The 14,497-nt window shown below is 72.7% G+C and carries 13 protein-coding genes; 3 read left to right on the top strand and 10 right to left on the bottom strand.

What is annotated here, in order from left to right; translation table 11 throughout:
- Positions 1 to 563: 563 nt before the first annotated feature.
- Positions 564 to 2,480 (top strand): AfsR/SARP family transcriptional regulator, encoded by a 1,917-nt coding sequence (locus R2E43_RS22090; RefSeq protein WP_003975600.1) that lies wholly within the window; start codon positions 564 to 566, stop codon positions 2,478 to 2,480.
- A gap of 61 nt (positions 2,481 to 2,541) precedes the next feature.
- Here the strand turns inward: R2E43_RS22090 and R2E43_RS22085 are convergent, their stop codons facing one another.
- From R2E43_RS22085 to R2E43_RS22055, 7 genes are all read right to left on the bottom strand, one after another.
- Positions 2,542 to 2,757 carry an MbtH family protein gene (locus tag R2E43_RS22085; RefSeq protein ID WP_003975599.1) on the bottom strand — a complete coding sequence of 72 codons (216 nt, stop codon included), beginning with the start codon at positions 2,755 to 2,757 and terminating at the stop codon, positions 2,542 to 2,544.
- A gap of 122 nt (positions 2,758 to 2,879) precedes the next feature.
- Positions 2,880 to 4,055 carry an alpha/beta hydrolase family protein gene (locus R2E43_RS22080; protein WP_332056502.1) on the bottom strand — a complete coding sequence of 392 codons (1,176 nt, stop codon included), beginning with the start codon at positions 4,053 to 4,055 and terminating at the stop codon, positions 2,880 to 2,882.
- A 207-nt stretch (positions 4,056 to 4,262) separates the two neighbouring features.
- Positions 4,263 to 4,691 carry a hypothetical protein gene (locus R2E43_RS22075; RefSeq protein WP_332056501.1) on the bottom strand — a complete coding sequence of 143 codons (429 nt, stop codon included), beginning with the start codon at positions 4,689 to 4,691 and terminating at the stop codon, positions 4,263 to 4,265.
- 91 nt (positions 4,692 to 4,782) lie between these two features.
- The gene (locus tag R2E43_RS22070) at positions 4,783 to 5,637 is read right to left on the bottom strand and encodes a prephenate dehydrogenase (protein WP_003975595.1); all 855 of its coding nucleotides are present in this window, start codon (positions 5,635 to 5,637) and stop codon (positions 4,783 to 4,785) included.
- A gap of 92 nt (positions 5,638 to 5,729) precedes the next feature.
- Positions 5,730 to 6,185 (bottom strand): phospholipase, encoded by a 456-nt coding sequence (locus tag R2E43_RS22065; RefSeq protein WP_003975594.1) that lies wholly within the window; start codon positions 6,183 to 6,185, stop codon positions 5,730 to 5,732.
- A gap of 155 nt (positions 6,186 to 6,340) precedes the next feature.
- A complete protein-coding gene (locus R2E43_RS22060; RefSeq protein ID WP_003975593.1) occupies positions 6,341 to 7,135 on the bottom strand; it encodes an ABC transporter permease subunit in 795 nt (264 codons plus the stop codon).
- A gap of 6 nt (positions 7,136 to 7,141) precedes the next feature.
- Positions 7,142 to 8,095: an ABC transporter ATP-binding protein gene (locus tag R2E43_RS22055; RefSeq protein ID WP_003975592.1), complete on the bottom strand. Its 954-nt coding sequence runs from the start codon at positions 8,093 to 8,095 to the stop codon at positions 7,142 to 7,144.
- Between the two features lie 136 nt (positions 8,096 to 8,231).
- Between R2E43_RS22055 and R2E43_RS22050 the strand changes: the two genes are divergently transcribed.
- Positions 8,232 to 9,947 (top strand): sensor histidine kinase, encoded by a 1,716-nt coding sequence (locus R2E43_RS22050; protein ID WP_038534772.1) that lies wholly within the window; start codon positions 8,232 to 8,234, stop codon positions 9,945 to 9,947.
- Positions 9,948 to 9,965: 18 nt separating this feature from the next.
- Complete coding sequence (gene absA2, locus R2E43_RS22045; RefSeq protein WP_003975589.1) at positions 9,966 to 10,634, top strand: two component system response regulator; 669 nt, start codon at positions 9,966 to 9,968, stop codon at positions 10,632 to 10,634.
- Here the strand turns inward: absA2 and R2E43_RS22040 are convergent.
- Genes R2E43_RS22040 through hppD form a run of 3 tightly spaced genes read right to left on the bottom strand, consistent with a single transcriptional unit; the run spans position 10,624 to position 14,353 of the window.
- Positions 10,624 to 11,958, bottom strand: coding sequence for an aminotransferase-like domain-containing protein (locus R2E43_RS22040; protein ID WP_003975588.1), 1,335 nt, complete (start codon positions 11,956 to 11,958; stop codon positions 10,624 to 10,626). The two genes, absA2 and R2E43_RS22040, sit on opposite strands and share 11 nt — an antisense overlap.
- Positions 11,955 to 13,280: an alpha-hydroxy-acid oxidizing protein gene (locus R2E43_RS22035; protein WP_332056500.1), complete on the bottom strand. Its 1,326-nt coding sequence runs from the start codon at positions 13,278 to 13,280 to the stop codon at positions 11,955 to 11,957. Before R2E43_RS22035 ends, R2E43_RS22040 begins: the two co-directional genes overlap by 4 nt.
- Entirely contained in the window at positions 13,277 to 14,353 is a 1,077-nt protein-coding gene (hppD, locus tag R2E43_RS22030; protein ID WP_003975586.1) for a 4-hydroxyphenylpyruvate dioxygenase, read from the bottom strand. Before hppD ends, R2E43_RS22035 begins: the two co-directional genes overlap by 4 nt.
- Between the last annotated feature and the right edge of the window lie 144 nt (positions 14,354 to 14,497).

The raw sequence follows: 14,497 nt of genomic DNA, 5'->3' as shown, positions 1-14,497 counted from the left end.
GGGACCGGAACGAGCCCCGGCATCCGCCGCCACCAGCGGATTTCACATTCCTTACGCAATCGGCGGCGAGAGCGACCGGCAGGTAACCTCGGGGCTGAATCCAGGCCATCGGGGAATAGCAAACGGCGCACTGACGAAAGCAAGGGCAGAGACCTGCCGAAAGTTGAGTGTTGGATTCAAAGAAGATCCGTATTATTCCGACTGCAGGCAGGGGGGAGCCGGCTACGAAGGAAAAGTTCCGCAGGTCAGATTGGGCCGGGTCGCAGGCAGCGCCGCACCGGCAACCACGACCGCGACTTTCGTCGACGCACCCCCTCGCACTGCCGCCCGGCCACCGGTCCGGGCGCACGACCCGAAGGGAAGTGAGGCTCACGCACGGACCAGCAGCTCCTGACGCAGCGACCCGGACCCGGAGGTGAGTGACATGACGACGAGGCCCCGACCAGCGGTGAACCCTGCTGACCCGGCCGTAACGAAGTCTTCATGCCCGTGGCACCCGACGGCTTCGGAGAGTTTCGGCACGCAGACATCAGCACAACTTGACGCGGGGGTATCAAGAGGTCATGGATCTTCGGCTGATAGAACCGATATACCAGAGAATCGGAAATGCGGAAGTCTCCCAAAAGGAAACCCCGACCGCCGGTCTCGAATTCGGAGTGCTCGGGCCACTCGAAGTGCACATGAATGGCCGAGGTCTTACGGTGGGCGGCCCCCGGCAACGGGCCGTGCTCTCCGCACTACTTCTCTCCGCTAATCAGGTCGTTTCTTTCGACTCCCTGATCGAGGAGGTCTGGAACGGCCGTCCGCCCAGTACCGCGCGCACCCAGGTGGCCATTTGCATCGCCACACTGCGCAAAATCTTCCGTACCGCGGGCTGGGAACAGGAAACCATCATCACGGCCACACCCGGCTACATGCTCAGCCTCGCCGGCCACTCACTCGACTCGCTCCGTTTCGAACAACTGGTCTCCAGAGCCACCGAACTGACGGCGGACGAACGTCCGGCCCCGGCGGCCGAGGCCCTGCGCCAGGCCCTGGCCCTGTGGCGCGGCCCCGCCCTGGGCGGCGTCCACGCACCCTTCGCCGAGACCGAGGCGGCCCGGCTGGACGAACAGCGCATGCTGGCCGTCGAACAGCACATGGCGCTGCGCCTCCAACTCGGCGAGCACCAGTCGGTCCTGGGCGAACTCCAGGCACTGGTGGGTGCCTGCCCGCTGCGCGACCGGCTGCGCTACTACCTGATGCTCGCTCAGTACCGTTCGGGACGGCGGGCGGAGGCACTCACGACATTCCGCGACGGAATGCGGTATTCCATCGAAGAGATCGGTCTCGAACTGGGTACCGACCTCCAGTCGCTGCACGACTCGATCCTGCGCGACGAATTCCCGCAGCTCGGCGTCCTGGGCATAGCGGCGGCGCGAAAGGACCGGCAGCAGACCGTTCCGAGTCAGCTTCCGGAAAGCGACGCCTACTTCATCGGGCGTAGCCGCGAGCAGTGGTTGATGGATGATGTGCTGCTCGACGGATCGGCGCAGAATCCGCCCGCCATCGCCTACCTCACCGGAAGTCCCGGAATCGGAAAGACGAGCCTGGCGGTCAACTGGGCGCACCGTGCGGCGCACAGATTTCCCGACGGGCAGCTCTTCGCCGACCTGCGGGAGGGCGGCCCGCTGGAGGTGCTCCACCAGTTCCTGCGCCAGCTGGGGGACGAGGGTCCGCTGCCCGCCGAGCCCGCGGAGGCGGCGGAGCGGTACCGCGGACTGCTGGAGGGCCGGCGGGTCCTGATCGTGCTCGACCACGCCTCCTCCTACGCCCAGGTACGTCATCTGCTGCCCACGAGCGGCGGGTGCTGCGTACTCATCACCGGCCGGGCCAATCTGGACGAACTGATGCAGAAGTACCGCACCTTCCGGCTGCGGGTCGCGCCCCTGTCGGACGACGAGGCGCGGGAGACGCTGGCCGGCGTGCTGCGGGACTCACGGGCGCAGGACGTGCCCGAGGCGACCAGCAGGCTCGCCGCGCTGTGCGGGCACTCGCCGCTGGCGCTGCGGGCCGCCGCGGCCAGGCTGCTCACCAAGACGCACTGGCGGGTGCTCGACCTGGTCTGCCGGCTGGAACGCTCGGGCGACCGGCTGGCGGCCCTCAGCATCGGGGAGGACTCGCTGCGCGCCCGGCTGGACCGCAGCATGCGGGAGCTGGACCCCAGGGTGGCCTTCGCCTACCGGGAGCTGAGCCGCCTCGGCGACGCGGACTTCGACGCGGAGCAGGCGGCCCAGGTGCTCGGCACGGACCTGCTGGAGGCCGAGGACCTGATCGAGACCCTGGTCGACGCGCAGCTCCTGGAGGCGGTCGGCCGCAGCCGCTGGGGCGGGATGCGCTTTAAGTGGCAGGAGCTGGTGCGGCTGCACGCGTCCCACTGCCTGACGGCCGCGGGGTCCCTGGAGACCCCGGCCCCGGTCGCCGTGGCCCTCACCGACTGAGCCGGGAACGGCGACGGCCCGTACGCCCCCTGCCGGGGACGTACGGGCCGTCGTGGTCCGGTCAGTTGCCGGTGCTCATCGCCTCCACGAGGCTCCTGGGCCGCATGTCGGTCCAGTTCTTCTCCACGTACTCCAGGCACGCCTCCCGGTCGGACTCGCCGAGGGCGACCGTCCACCCGGCGGGCACGTCCACGAAGGACGGCCACAGCGAGTGCTGCCCCTCATCGTTGACCAGCACGAGATAGCGGCCGTCTGCGTCTTCGAACGGATTGGTCACGTCGCATTCCTTCCGGGAGCGTCGGGCTGGAGACTCTGCGCGGGTCGCGGACCCTGCCGACCCCGGTCAAGGTACTGAGACCGTCTTTCCTTCCGATATCGATCCGTTTTCCCACGGGCCGCTCAGCCTCCGTGGGTGACGACCTCCGGGTCCTGCCGGGCGGCGGTGTCGAGGCGTGGCCCGTACCGCCGCAGCCGTTCGTCGAGGAAGGCCACCACCAGCTCCCTGGTGACGCGCCCGGCGTCGGCCGCGCCGAGCGTGACCTCCTCGCCCGCCGTGCCGGTGCGTTCGAGGAGCCGGGCGTAGTCGGTGAAGGACAGGTGCCCGGCGCCCCGCACCGACAGCCAGCGGCGCGGCCCCGACAGGTCCCGCCAGGCCCGCTGCCAGGTGGGGTCGGCGCCGGGCCGGCCGTGTTCGCCGGCGCCGAGCAGCAGGAACGGCCGGTTTACCGGGCTCCTGCCGCCGGTGTGGACGGTGCCGTCCAGGTTGGCCGCGGCGGCGAAGCCGGCGTCGGTGCGCAGCGCCTCGAAGGCGGCGGCACCGCCCATCGAGTGGCCCACCACCGCCACCCGCGACGGGTCGAGCCGCGGCAGCCCCACGGCGCCCGGCGACCGCAGCAGCCGCTCGCGCACGAAGCGGAGGTCCGCGGCGCGGGTGGCGGCGACCCGTGCGCCCTCCGGGTGCCGTCGGCAGGCCAGGCAGCCGGTCACGCGGCCGTCGGGGTGGCTGATGGCCGGGGCCTCGTAGGCGTGGTCGACCGCGGCGACGGCGTACCCGCGGCTCGCCAGCTCCTCGGCGAGCCCGGTCAGCGACGAGCGGGGCAGCGCGAAGCCCGGCGAGAGCAGGACGAGGGGCAGCCCGCGGGCGGGCGCGGGCAGCGGCGGCGGGGCCGTGCGCGCGTGGACGCGGAAACGGGCGAGCAGGTCGGCGGGCACGCCCTCGACCCGGTGGAAGCGCAGGATCAGCGCCGACTCCTTGGCCGTGACGTACGAGGCGCGCGGCGCCCGCGAGGGCAGCGCCGGGTACCAGAGCGAGAGGGCCAGCTCGCGGTACCGGTCGGGGTTCCAGGGGTCGCGCCGGGAGGTGTCGCGCAGGTGCGCGGTGCGCACGCCGACCGGCAGGGCGCCGGTCGGCGCGGGCACGGCGGACGCGGTCCACGCGGCGTCGGCGGCCGGCGCGGCACGCGCGGCTGCCGTGCCGGGGGCGCCCGCGCCGAAGGGCACGAGGGCCAGCAGCAGGGCCGCCACGAGGGTGGCACACCGGCGCGCCGGACGACCGGCTTCCCTCACGTTCGGCATCAGCGCTCACTTCGTCGGAAGCAGGAACACCGATCACGCTAGGAGCGGGAAGCACGAGGTGAAAGCGGCAACGGCGGTTTCATCACCTTGGTCGCCACAAGTGGATGCGATCTTCGTGGGCCGGCCGGTGAAGCGCCTGGACTTCCGTCGTCCGCCCGCACGCCCGGCCCTGTCCTTTCGACAGGGCCGGGCGTGCGGGCGGGAGCGTCACATGAAGACCATCGTGAGATGGGTGTCCGCCACGCCCGTGACGTCCTTGGGGCCGTACTCCGACTCGGTCGGGTCGTAGTCGAACTCGACGTAGGGCTTGTCGGTGAAGTGCGGGCAGGCCAGGGTGCTGGTGCTGGAGTCGGGTCCGGACGCCGTCTCCCAGTCGATCCACCAGCCCACGCAGCCGGAGTCGCCTCCGTTGAAGGGGCCGCCGGGCTTGAGGTCCTCGACGTGGCCGGTCACCCGTACCTCGCCGTCCTCGACGCAGACGGTGATCTCGCCCCGGCCGAAGTCCTCGGTCTCGCTGTCCGTGACACAGCCGGAGGCCGCGGGCCCGGCGGGCGCGGCGGAGGCGGCCGTCGTCGGGAGCAGGGCGACCGCGCCGATCGCCGCGGTGAGCGACGTGGCGCGCAGGATTCCACGCATGGTCGTGTCCTTTCCATCGGTGGTGCCGGATGACGGTGGTGGCGCGGGTCCTCGGGATGCCGGGGCCGCGGCGGTCCGTCGCCCCCGGGGGTCAGGACGAGGGAGTGTGCGGCTCCCGGATGCGGGCGCGTCCGGCCACGCCGAAGCGCAGGGTCTCCCGCAGCCGGACCGGGCCGTCGGTGTCGCCGGACCGCGCGGCGTCCCTCAGTTCGCGGGCCATCGCCTGCGCCTCGGCCGCCCAGTCGTCCAACTGGTCGGCGACGGGACCGGCGTTGGCGGTCAGGATGCGGGCCCAGCGTTCCGGGTTGGCGTCCGCGGTCCTGGTGACGTCCCGCAGGTCCTGGCCGGCCAGCCGTACGGCCGACTCGTCGCCGCCGAGCAGCCGCGCGGCGACCAGGCTCGCGACCAGGTGCGGGGCGTGCGAGACGAGGGCCACGGCGCGGTCGTGGGTCTCGGGGTCCAGCAGCACCGAGACCGCCCCGCACAGCGCGACCAGTTCCAGCGCGCAGTTCAGGGCGAGGTTCCCGGTGGCCTCGGTGGGCGTGAGCGCCCAGGGCCTGCCGTCGAAGAGGTCGGCGCGGGCCTGGACGGGGCCGCTGCCGCCGACCACGGGGGCGCCGCTGACCAGGGAGGTCAGGTCGCAGCCGTGCGCCCTGACCTCCCGGTGCAGACGCACCTTGACGCCGGAGACGTCGGTGTAGCAGCGGGCCGTGCCGAGCTTCTGGTGCTCGGCGAGCACCGGCGCGACCTGGTCGGGCGGCACCGCGAGCACCGCGATGTCGGCCTGCCGCGGCGGCGGCGCCGCGAAGCCGGCCCCGCAGCGTTCGCCCGCCAGCGCCGCCTCGGGGTCGGCGTCGGTCAGGTACGTGGTCACGCCGTGCCGCCGCAGGGCGAGCCCGACGGAGCGGCCGATCACACCGGCGCCCACGATGACGACGCTGCGCATGCGTCTTCCCCTCCTCGGCCCGGGGCCCGCGCTGCCTGCTCCGCCCTGCTCGGCTCGGCAGGCTCGTTCGGCTCGGCTCGGCTCGGCTCGGCTCAGCCGAAGATCTTGACGGCCTGGTAGTAGGTCCAGGCGGTGCTGTTGCAGGCCGTGTTCTTCTCGCCGGTGTAGCCGGTGCAGACGCGCTTCATGTCCTCGTAGAAGGCGCTGTCGATACGGCTCTTGTTGGCGTCGAAGCTGCCCGCCGCCTTGTAGTTGCGGTAACCGAAGTCGTGGCGCGCGCAGGCCGTGTTGAACGGGAAGCCGAAGGGGTTGTCGGGCGCCTGGGTGCACAGGTCCGTGGACCAGTCGAACTCGTAGGCGGCCCAGGCGGACTGGTTCCGGTTGGCCGCGAGCCAGGCGTTCTGGCTGGACGCGCTGGTCTGCGTGAAGGAGGCGAGTACCTGGGGCTTGTCCGCGGGGGCCGCCTGGGCGGGCGCGGCGGCGACGCCGAGGGCGAGCGCCGCACCGACGGCGGCGAGCGTGGTCCGGGTCCTGGTGGTGGTGCGCACGGGCGGCCTCCAAGGTGGGGGGGCGGATACGGCTCCACCACCTTGGCTGGGCCCGCTATGGGCCCCTTATCGCACCGGTATCGACGAAGGGGCCGTGCTCCGGCAGCCGGAGCACGGCCCCCGGCTCCCCCTGGGGAGCCCGGACGAGTGGCGGGTCAGGCGTCGCGGCGACGCAGCACCGCGGTGCCGGCGGCGTAGGCGGCCAGGGCCCACAGCAGGAGGACCAGCAGTGCGGTGCCGGCGCCGTAGGGGTCGCTGTCCTGGGTCAGCAGGACGGTACCGGCGACGCTCGGCATGTAGTCCGAGGCGGTCTCCAGCCACTTGGCGCCGACGACGCCCATCAGCTGGGGCAGCGCGAGCAGGACCATGATGAGGGTGGTGATGGTGCCCGCGGCGCTGCGCAGGACGGTGCCGAGCCCGATGGCCATGACGGCGAGGAGGGCGAGGTAGACCCCGGCGCCGAGCGCGGTGCCGAACAGCTGGCCGCTGCTGTAGTCGCCGTAGTCGCCCATCAGGGGCGCGGCCACCAGGGTGCCCAGCAGGCTGAAGACGAAGCCCGACGCGACCACGACGGCGGCGACGACCAGGGTCTTGGAGCGCAGCATCCGGCCGCGCGCGGGCACGCTCTGCAACGTGGTGCGGATCGAGCCGCTGGAGTACTCGCTGGTGAGGGCGAGGGTGGCGAGGACCACGATGGTCAGCTGGGAGATGAGGAAGGCCTGCGAGGCGTGGTGCGGGGCGGGCATCGTGACGTCGACGCCCTTCTTCGCGCTGGCGTCGGCGGAGGCGCCGACCATGGCGGCGAAGGCCACGGTGAGCAGCAGGCCGACGGCCAGGTTCCACCAGGTGGCCCGCACGCTCCAGAACTTGGTCCACTCGAAGGCGACGGCGCCCTTGAAGCCGCCGCCCTTCACGGGACCCACGAGCTTGGGGACGGTTGTAGTAGTCATATCCAGTTACGCCTTCTGGTGGTCCGGGACTTCGGTGACCTGGGAGAGCGCGGGAGAGCCGTACTCCACGCTCGCGGCGGTGAGTTCCATGTACGCCTGTTCCAGGCTGGCCTTGCGCATGCTGAGTTCGTGGATCGGAACGCGGTGGTGGAAGGCGAGGTCGCCGATCTCCTCCAGGGTTCCGCCGACGACGAGGAGTTCGTCGGGCGCGGAGTCCGCGTTCGGCTCGACGCGCAGTCCGAACTCCAGCAGCTCCCGCCTGAGCACGTCGGGCTGCGGGGTCCGCACCCGTACGGCGGTCAGCGAGCTGCCCGCGATGACCTCCTCGATCGGCGCATCGGCGATGATCTTTCCGCGCCCGATGACCAGGAGGTGGTCGGCGGTCTCCTGCATCTCGCTCATCAGGTGACTGGACACGAAGATCGTCCTGCCCTCCGCCGCGAGGGAACGCATCAGCTCGCGGACCCAGCGGACACCGTCCGGGTCCAGTCCGTTGACCGGCTCGTCGAAGAGCAGCACCTTGGGGTCGCCCAGCAGGGCGGCGGCGATCCCGAGCCGCTGGCCCATGCCGAGGGAGAAGGAGCCGATGCGCTTGTTCGCCACCTCGGACAGGCCCACGGTCTGAAGGACCTCGCCGACCCGGGACGCCGGGATCCCGTTGCTGCGGGCCAGCCCGAGCAGGTGGTGCCGGGCCGAACGGCCGGGGTGGCCCGCGCGGGCGTCGAGCAGCGCACCGACCTCGCGCAACGGGTGCCGCAGCTCCTCGTAACGCTTGCCGCCCACCAGGGCCCGCCCCGAGGTGGGCGCGTCCAGACCGACGATCATGCGCATCGTCGTCGACTTTCCCGCGCCGTTCGGGCCGAGGAATCCGGTGACCTTTCCCGGATTGATCTCGAACGAGAGGTCCGAGACGGCCGTCTTGTCGCCGTACCGCTTGGTCAGTCGGTCCAAAGTGATCATCGCCTGGTGGCTCCTTCCAAAGTCACGTCCTCAACGCTAGGGAGAGGCAAGGGCACGAAACATCTGGCGATCGGCAACGACCGCAGTCGACTTTCGGCAGATCCGGCGGCCGGGGCCGCTCTTGTAGCGTGCTGGAATGCACCGATGGCAGGCCGTGCGCCGACGAATCGAATCGCTTGTACGGGTCCTCGGCTCCGAGCGCCCGTTCACCCGGCGCGCCGATCTGGTGCTGCTGCTCGTACTGCTCGTGCCCTCCGCGTTCGCCACCGGGACGCTCGAGACCGCGCCGGTCGCCTGGCTGACCGCGTGTCTGCTCATCGCGGCCGCGGTCGTGGTGCAGCGCACCGCGCCGCTGCTGTCCCTGCTGCTCGCGGCGCTGCTCACGCTGTTCTATCCGTGGTTCGGGGCGAACCTGTGGCCGTCGATGGCGACGGTGGTGCTGAGCTGCCTCGCGGGCCGCAGACTGACCCGGCTGTGGCCCGCGCACCTGGTGTTCCTCTGTGTCGCCGCGGCCGGGCTCCTGCTGGTGGCCACCGTCGGCCAGGGCAAGGACTGGCTGAGCCTGCTGATGACCGAGTTCGTCGCCTGTGTGCTGCCCTGGTGGGCGGGCAACTGGTGGAGCCAGCGCACCGCGCTGACCCACGCCGGCTGGGAGCACGCCGAGCAACTGGAGTGGCGCCAGCGCTACATCGCCGACCAGGCCAGGATGAAGGAGCGGGCCAGGATCGCGCAGGACATCCACGACTCCCTGGGCCACGAACTGAGCGTGATGGCCCTGCTCGCCGGCGGCCTGGAGCTGGCGCCCGGGCTGTCGGACCCGCACCGGGAGTCGGTGGGCCAGTTGCGGGAGCGGTGCACGATGGCCACCGAGCGGCTGCACGAGGTGATCGGGCTGCTGCGGGAGGACCCCAATCCGTCGCTGACCCCCGCCGACGAGTCCGTCGCCCAGCTCGTGCGCCGTTTCCAGCGCTCCGGTACGCCGGTCCGGTTCCAGGAGGACGGGGCCCGGGACCGCCCCGGCACGCCGCTGCTGTCCGACCTCGCGGCCTACCGGGTGGTGCAGGAGGCGCTGACGAACGCGGCCAAGCACGCGCCGGGCGCGCCCATCGACGTACGGGTGACGCACACCGCGGACGAGACGGTGGTGTCGGTCGTCAACGAGCGGCCGGAGCGGGGCGGGAGTGTTCCGGCGGCCGGGAGCGGGTCGGGGCTGATCGGCCTCGACGAGCGGGTCCGGCTCGCGGGCGGCACGCTGCGCACGGGCCCGCGGGCGGGCGGTTTCGAGGTGTACGCGCGACTGCCGCGCGGCGCCTCCTCGCCGTCGCGGTCCACCGAGCCGCCGGGGCCGGCCGACGGGGACGGCTCGGCCGGTGGCTCGGGCGACGGCACGGCGCCCGGGGCCGCGACGGCCGGCAACGAGGGGCGGGCCGCGGCCGCCGCGGCGGACCTGCCCGCCCCCTCCGGGCCGTGGCGCAGCGCCTCCCGGGCCGCGCTGCTGCGCACCCGGGCCCGGATCAGGCGGGACGCCCGGCGGGCCGCGCTGATACCGGCGGTGCTCGGCGCCGCCATCGTGGCCTTCCTCGGCGGGCTCTACGTCTTCACCTCGGCGACCACGTCCCTCGCCCCCGAGGACTACGCCCGGATCCGGGTGGGCGAGACCCGCGCCGATCTGGCGCCCGCGCTGCCGGAGCGCCGGATCAAGAAGCCGCCGCCGGTCACCTCCGAGCCGTCCGTCCCGGCCGGCACGACCTGCGAGTACTACCGGGCGAGCAGCGGTCTGCTCGACTTCGGCGGCGCCATGTACCGGCTGTGCTTCAAGGATGATGTCCTCATGGCCAAGGACACGCTCTGACCACCAGGGAAGGATCGGATGATTCGCGTACTGCTCGCCGACGACGAGACCATCATCAGGGCCGGGGTTCGCTCCATCCTGACGACCGAACCGGGCATCGAGGTGGTCGCCGAGGCGTCCGACGGGCGGGAGGCGGTGGAACTGGCCCGCAAGCACCGGCCCGACGTGGCCCTGCTCGACATCCGGATGCCGGAGATGGACGGCCTGACGGCCGCGGGTGAGATGCGGACCACCAACCCGGACACCGCGGTCGTCGTCCTCACCACCTTCGGGGAGGACCGGTACATCGAACGGGCCCTGGACCAGGGCGTGGCCGGGTTCCTGCTCAAGGCGTCCGATCCGCGGGACCTGATCTCCGGCGTACGGGCCGTGGCGTCCGGCGGCTCCTGCCTCTCCCCGCTGGTGGCGCGGCGGCTGATGACCGAGCTGCGCCGGGCCCCCTCACCGCGCTCGGAGGTGTCGGGGGAGCGCACGACACTGCTGACCAAGCGGGAGCAGGAGGTCCTCGGCATGCTGGGGGCCGGTCTGTCGAACGCGGAGATCGCGCAGCGGCTGCACCTGGTCGAGGGCACGATCAAGACGTATGTCAGCGCCATCTTCACCCAGTTGGAGGTCCGCAACCGGGTGCAGGCGGCGATCATCGCGTACGAGGCGGGACTGGTGAAGGACAGCGACCTCAACCGTTAGACGTCGCGCGGTCCTTGACGAAGCGGGCCAGCCGCGTCGCCCCCTCGGCGGCGCGGTCGGTGGTGAGGTAGCTGCACGAGAGGCGGATCTGCCGGTCGCCCGCGTCGTCCAGGTGGAAGTGGCGCATCGGGGTCCAGATGACGCCGTACTTCTCCGCGGAGACGTCCAGCGCGGCCTCGTCCGCCTCGAAGGGCACGTCGAGGGTCAGGAAGAACCCGCCGTCCGGGTCGTTCCACCGCACGCCGTCCGATTCCGGTGCGCCGGGCGGCAGTTCGGCGGCGAGGGTGTCGCGCAGGCACCGCATCGTGGACTGGTAGTGGCGGGCCGATGCCTCGTTCGCCGCCCGCAGTCCCCCGCCGTTCTGCAGCAGCAGTCCGGCGACCGCGGCCTGGCTCAGGGTGGGGGTGTTGACGGTGACCATGCTCTTGACCTTGGCCAGTTCGTGGGCGAGCAGACCGGGCGGCCGCCCGTCCGCGCCGGCCACGAGCTGGTCGGCGACGACGAAGCCGACGCGGGCGCCCGGGAAGGCCGTCTTCGCGAAGGAACCGAGGTAGACGACGCGCCGTTCGGTGTCGAGGGACTTGAGGGTGGGGCGGCGCACCCGGCTGAACACCCCGTAGGGATTGTCCTCCAGGAGGAGCAGGTCCAGCCGCGCGGCGGCGTCGAGCAGGGCGGTGCGGGCCTCGCGGCGCATGCTGACGCCGGTCGGGTTGGAGCAGTCGGGCACCACGTACAGGCACCTGGCGCGCCGGCCGCTCGCCTCGATCTCCCGGACGGTGCGCTCCAGCCCTTCCGGGCTCGGCCCGTCGGGGGTGCCGGGCACCGGCACGACGGGGATGTCCAGCAGGCCGGCCGCGCCGGTGATGCCGACGTAGGCGGGACTGTCGACGAGGAGCACGTCCTCCGGACCGGTGAACAGGGCGCGCAGGGTGAGCAGGACGGCCTCCTGGCAGCCGACCGTCACCACCACGGAGGCGGGGTCGACCGTCAGGTCCTCGTCCACCTCGAGCATGCGGGCGACGATGTCCCTGATCTGCCCGGCGGTTTCGCCGTACTGGTAGAGCGCGGTGCGGACGCGTTCCTCGGAGTGGCCGCGCCCGCGCAGGTGGTCGAGGTAGGTCTCGATGTACCCGGGGACGCGTGCGACGTCGAAGTCTCCCTCGTAGGGGCGTCCCGGGGCGAAGGAGATCGCCTGCGGGTAGCGGAGGGTCACCTCGTTGAGGAAGTTCATCGTGTCGAGCAGCGGGGCGGACAGGCTGGGGTGCAGGGCGGTCCGCGCCAGGACGCCGTCCCGGTCCGTGCGCGCTGGGGTGGTGGTGGTCATCCGTGGCTCCTGTCTCGGTGCGGCGCCGGGCGGGGCGCGGTGGGCGGCCCGTGGTGCGGCGGGGCGTGGTGCGGCGGGGCCAGGGTGTCCGGGCCGATCGTGCCGGTGGCGGCGTGGCCGGTGAGCACCATCGTGTCGGCGAAGTCCTCGGTCAGCAGGGTGAGCATCCGGCGCACGCCCGCGGCGCCGCCGACCGCCAGCGCGTACAGCGCGGGGCGCCCGACCAGGACGGCACGGGCACCGAGGGCCAGGGCGGCGAGGACGTCGGCGCCGGTGCGGACGCCGCCGTCGAGGAGGACCGGGCAGCGTCCGCGCACGGCGGACACCACCTCGGGCAGCGCCTCCAGGGTGGCCGGTGCGCCGTCGAGTTGGCGGCCCCCGTGGTTGGAGACGACGATGCCCGCGACGCCCGCGGCGACCGCGGCCTCGGCGTCCGGCGCGGTCAGCACGCCCTTGGCCAGCACCGGCAGGCCGCTCGCCGCGCCCAGGCGGGCCACGAAGGACCAGTCCAGGCGGCGGTCGAAGGCCAGCCTGCTGTGCGCGCCGGGGGTGGCGCTGCCGGCCGCCGCCGTGCCGGTCAGGTTGGCCGGGGTGATGTGGGCGGGGACCGCGAAGCCGTTGCGCAGGTCGCGCAGCCGGCGGCCGGTGAACGGGGTGTCGACGGTGAGCACCAGCGCCTGGTAGCCGCTGTCGCGGGCCCTGCGGGCCAGGCCCAGGGTGGTCTCGTGGTCGCGGAAGCAGTACAGCTGGAGCCACAGCGGTGCGCTCGCCGCGTGGGCCACCTCTTCGAGGCTCCGGCCGGCGAAGGTGCTGACGACGAGCGGGAGTCCGAGCGCGCCCGCCGCCGCGGCGGTCGCCGGTTCGCCGTCGGGGTGGGCGAGCCCGTGGTAGGCCACCGGCGCGATGCCCACGGGCGCCGGCCACCGGGAGCCGAGCACCTCCACGGAGGTGTCCGGCTCCTCGATGCCGGGCAGTGCCCTGGGCCGCAGCCTTACGGCCCCGAAGACGGCCTCGTTGGCGGCGAGGGTCCGCTCCCGCCCCGCGCCGCCCGCGATGAAGTCCCAGGTGGCGGCAGGCAGTTGCCCGCGTGCGAGTCCCGCGAAGTCGTCGAGCGTGAGCGGCTCCCGCACCCCGGCGCCGGCACCGGCGCCGCCCGCCGCGCTCCCGGCCGCCACTGGCGCCGGGGCCCCGGACCCGCCGGGGTCCACCGGTGCCGTGCCCCCGGACCCGCCGGGGTCCGCCGGTGCCGTGCCCCCGGACCCGCCGGGGTCCGCCGGTGCCGGGTCTTCGGGGTCCGCCGGGTGCCGGACGGCGGAGGTCATCGGCCGGCCACTTCCCGCTCCCGCTCGACGGCCTCGTACAGGGCCTTGATGTTGGAACTGCCGAAGCCGCGGGCGCCGTTGCGCTGGATGTACTCGTAGAAGAGGGTGCCGCGCGGGTAGGGCGAGCGGGTGAAGATCTGCAGCAGGTAGCCCCACTCGTCGCGGTCCGCGAGGACGTTGGTCTCGCGCAGGTCCTCGATGGCGTCGGCCATCGCGCCGACCCGCTCGGTGAGCAGGTCGTAGTAGGCGCCCGGGGTGCGCAGGAAGGCCACGCCGCGGTCGCCGAGCGAGCGGACCGAGCCGACGATGTCGTCCACCAGGAAGGCCAGGTGCTGGACGCCCGGCCCGTCGTGGGCGCTCAGGAACTGGTCGATCTGGCCCGGCACCCGGGTGTCGTCCGGCTCGATGAGCGTGAAGGTGATGCCGCCGCCGGCGTTGCGCACGACGATGGAGTCCATCGCCTGCTCGCCCACCTCGATGTACTCGGAGGAGTAGTAGGGCATGTCGAAGGCCGCTTCGTAGAACTCGGCGGTGCTCCGCAGCGTGCCGGACTCCAGGCAGACGGCGACGTGGTCGAGGAGGGGCCGCGGCCCCGTGCGGCCGGTGGCGGCCGGGAGCAGCGCCCAGTCCCGGTCGGGCGGCAGCAGCCCCGCGCCGTCCCCGTCCGCCGCCGGGACCAGGGTGTGCCGGATGTCCCCGAAGCCGGAGACGGTGGCGAACCACGCGTCCTGGCCCGCCCGGTGGGAGGGCGTCGGGGCCTGAAGCGCCTCGGCACCGGCGAGGACCGCGCGGTCGAAGCAGGAGCGCACGTCGTCGCAGCCGAAGGCGAGGTCGGCGATGGAGTCGCCGTGCCGCTCCACGTACCGGGCGACCGGGGTGTCCGGCGCCAGCGCCTGGGTGACCACGAGCGTGACCTCGCCGCTGCGCAGCACCGTGGACCGGCGGTCGTGGGTGCCGGTGGCGGGGCCCGCCACCGCCAGGGGGACGAAACCGAGGCTGTCGACGAGGAAGCCGGAGGCCTCCCGGTCGTCCGCGACGTACAGCTCGGCGTACGCGATGTCACTGGGCGGCATGGCGGCTCTCCAATGAAGGAAGGGGAAAGGAGGGAGCACTGAGGGAGCGCCCGCCGGGGAGAGGGAAGGGGGCCCTCTCTTTCTCCGGCAGCAATGAGAAATGCACGTTGCCACACTCTACAAATGACCCGTATAACCTCGCTA

Origin of the sequence: Streptomyces violaceoruber, assembly GCF_033406955.1 — a bacterium.
Lineage (GTDB): Bacteria > Actinomycetota > Actinomycetes > Streptomycetales > Streptomycetaceae > Streptomyces > Streptomyces violaceoruber.
This window is presented reverse-complemented; position numbering and strand designations above follow the sequence as displayed.

Coding starts and splice junctions, on each gene's coding strand:
- absA2 (WP_003975589.1), top strand. CDS start 9,966: ATGATTCGCGTACTGCTCGCCGACGACGAGACCATCATCAGGGCCGGG.
- R2E43_RS22055 (WP_003975592.1), bottom strand. CDS start 8,095: ATGATCACTTTGGACCGACTGACCAAGCGGTACGGCGACAAGACGGCC.
- R2E43_RS22040 (WP_003975588.1), bottom strand. CDS start 11,958: ATGACCACCACCACCCCAGCGCGCACGGACCGGGACGGCGTCCTGGCG.
- R2E43_RS22060 (WP_003975593.1), bottom strand. CDS start 7,135: ATGACTACTACAACCGTCCCCAAGCTCGTGGGTCCCGTGAAGGGCGGC.
- R2E43_RS22080 (WP_332056502.1), bottom strand. CDS start 4,055: ATGCCGAACGTGAGGGAAGCCGGTCGTCCGGCGCGCCGGTGTGCCACC.
- R2E43_RS22090 (WP_003975600.1), top strand. CDS start 564: ATGGATCTTCGGCTGATAGAACCGATATACCAGAGAATCGGAAATGCG.
- R2E43_RS22035 (WP_332056500.1), bottom strand. CDS start 13,280: ATGACCTCCGCCGTCCGGCACCCGGCGGACCCCGAAGACCCGGCACCG.
- hppD (WP_003975586.1), bottom strand. CDS start 14,353: ATGCCGCCCAGTGACATCGCGTACGCCGAGCTGTACGTCGCGGACGAC.
- R2E43_RS22050 (WP_038534772.1), top strand. CDS start 8,232: ATGCACCGATGGCAGGCCGTGCGCCGACGAATCGAATCGCTTGTACGG.
- R2E43_RS22070 (WP_003975595.1), bottom strand. CDS start 5,637: ATGCGCAGCGTCGTCATCGTGGGCGCCGGTGTGATCGGCCGCTCCGTC.
- R2E43_RS22075 (WP_332056501.1), bottom strand. CDS start 4,691: ATGCGTGGAATCCTGCGCGCCACGTCGCTCACCGCGGCGATCGGCGCG.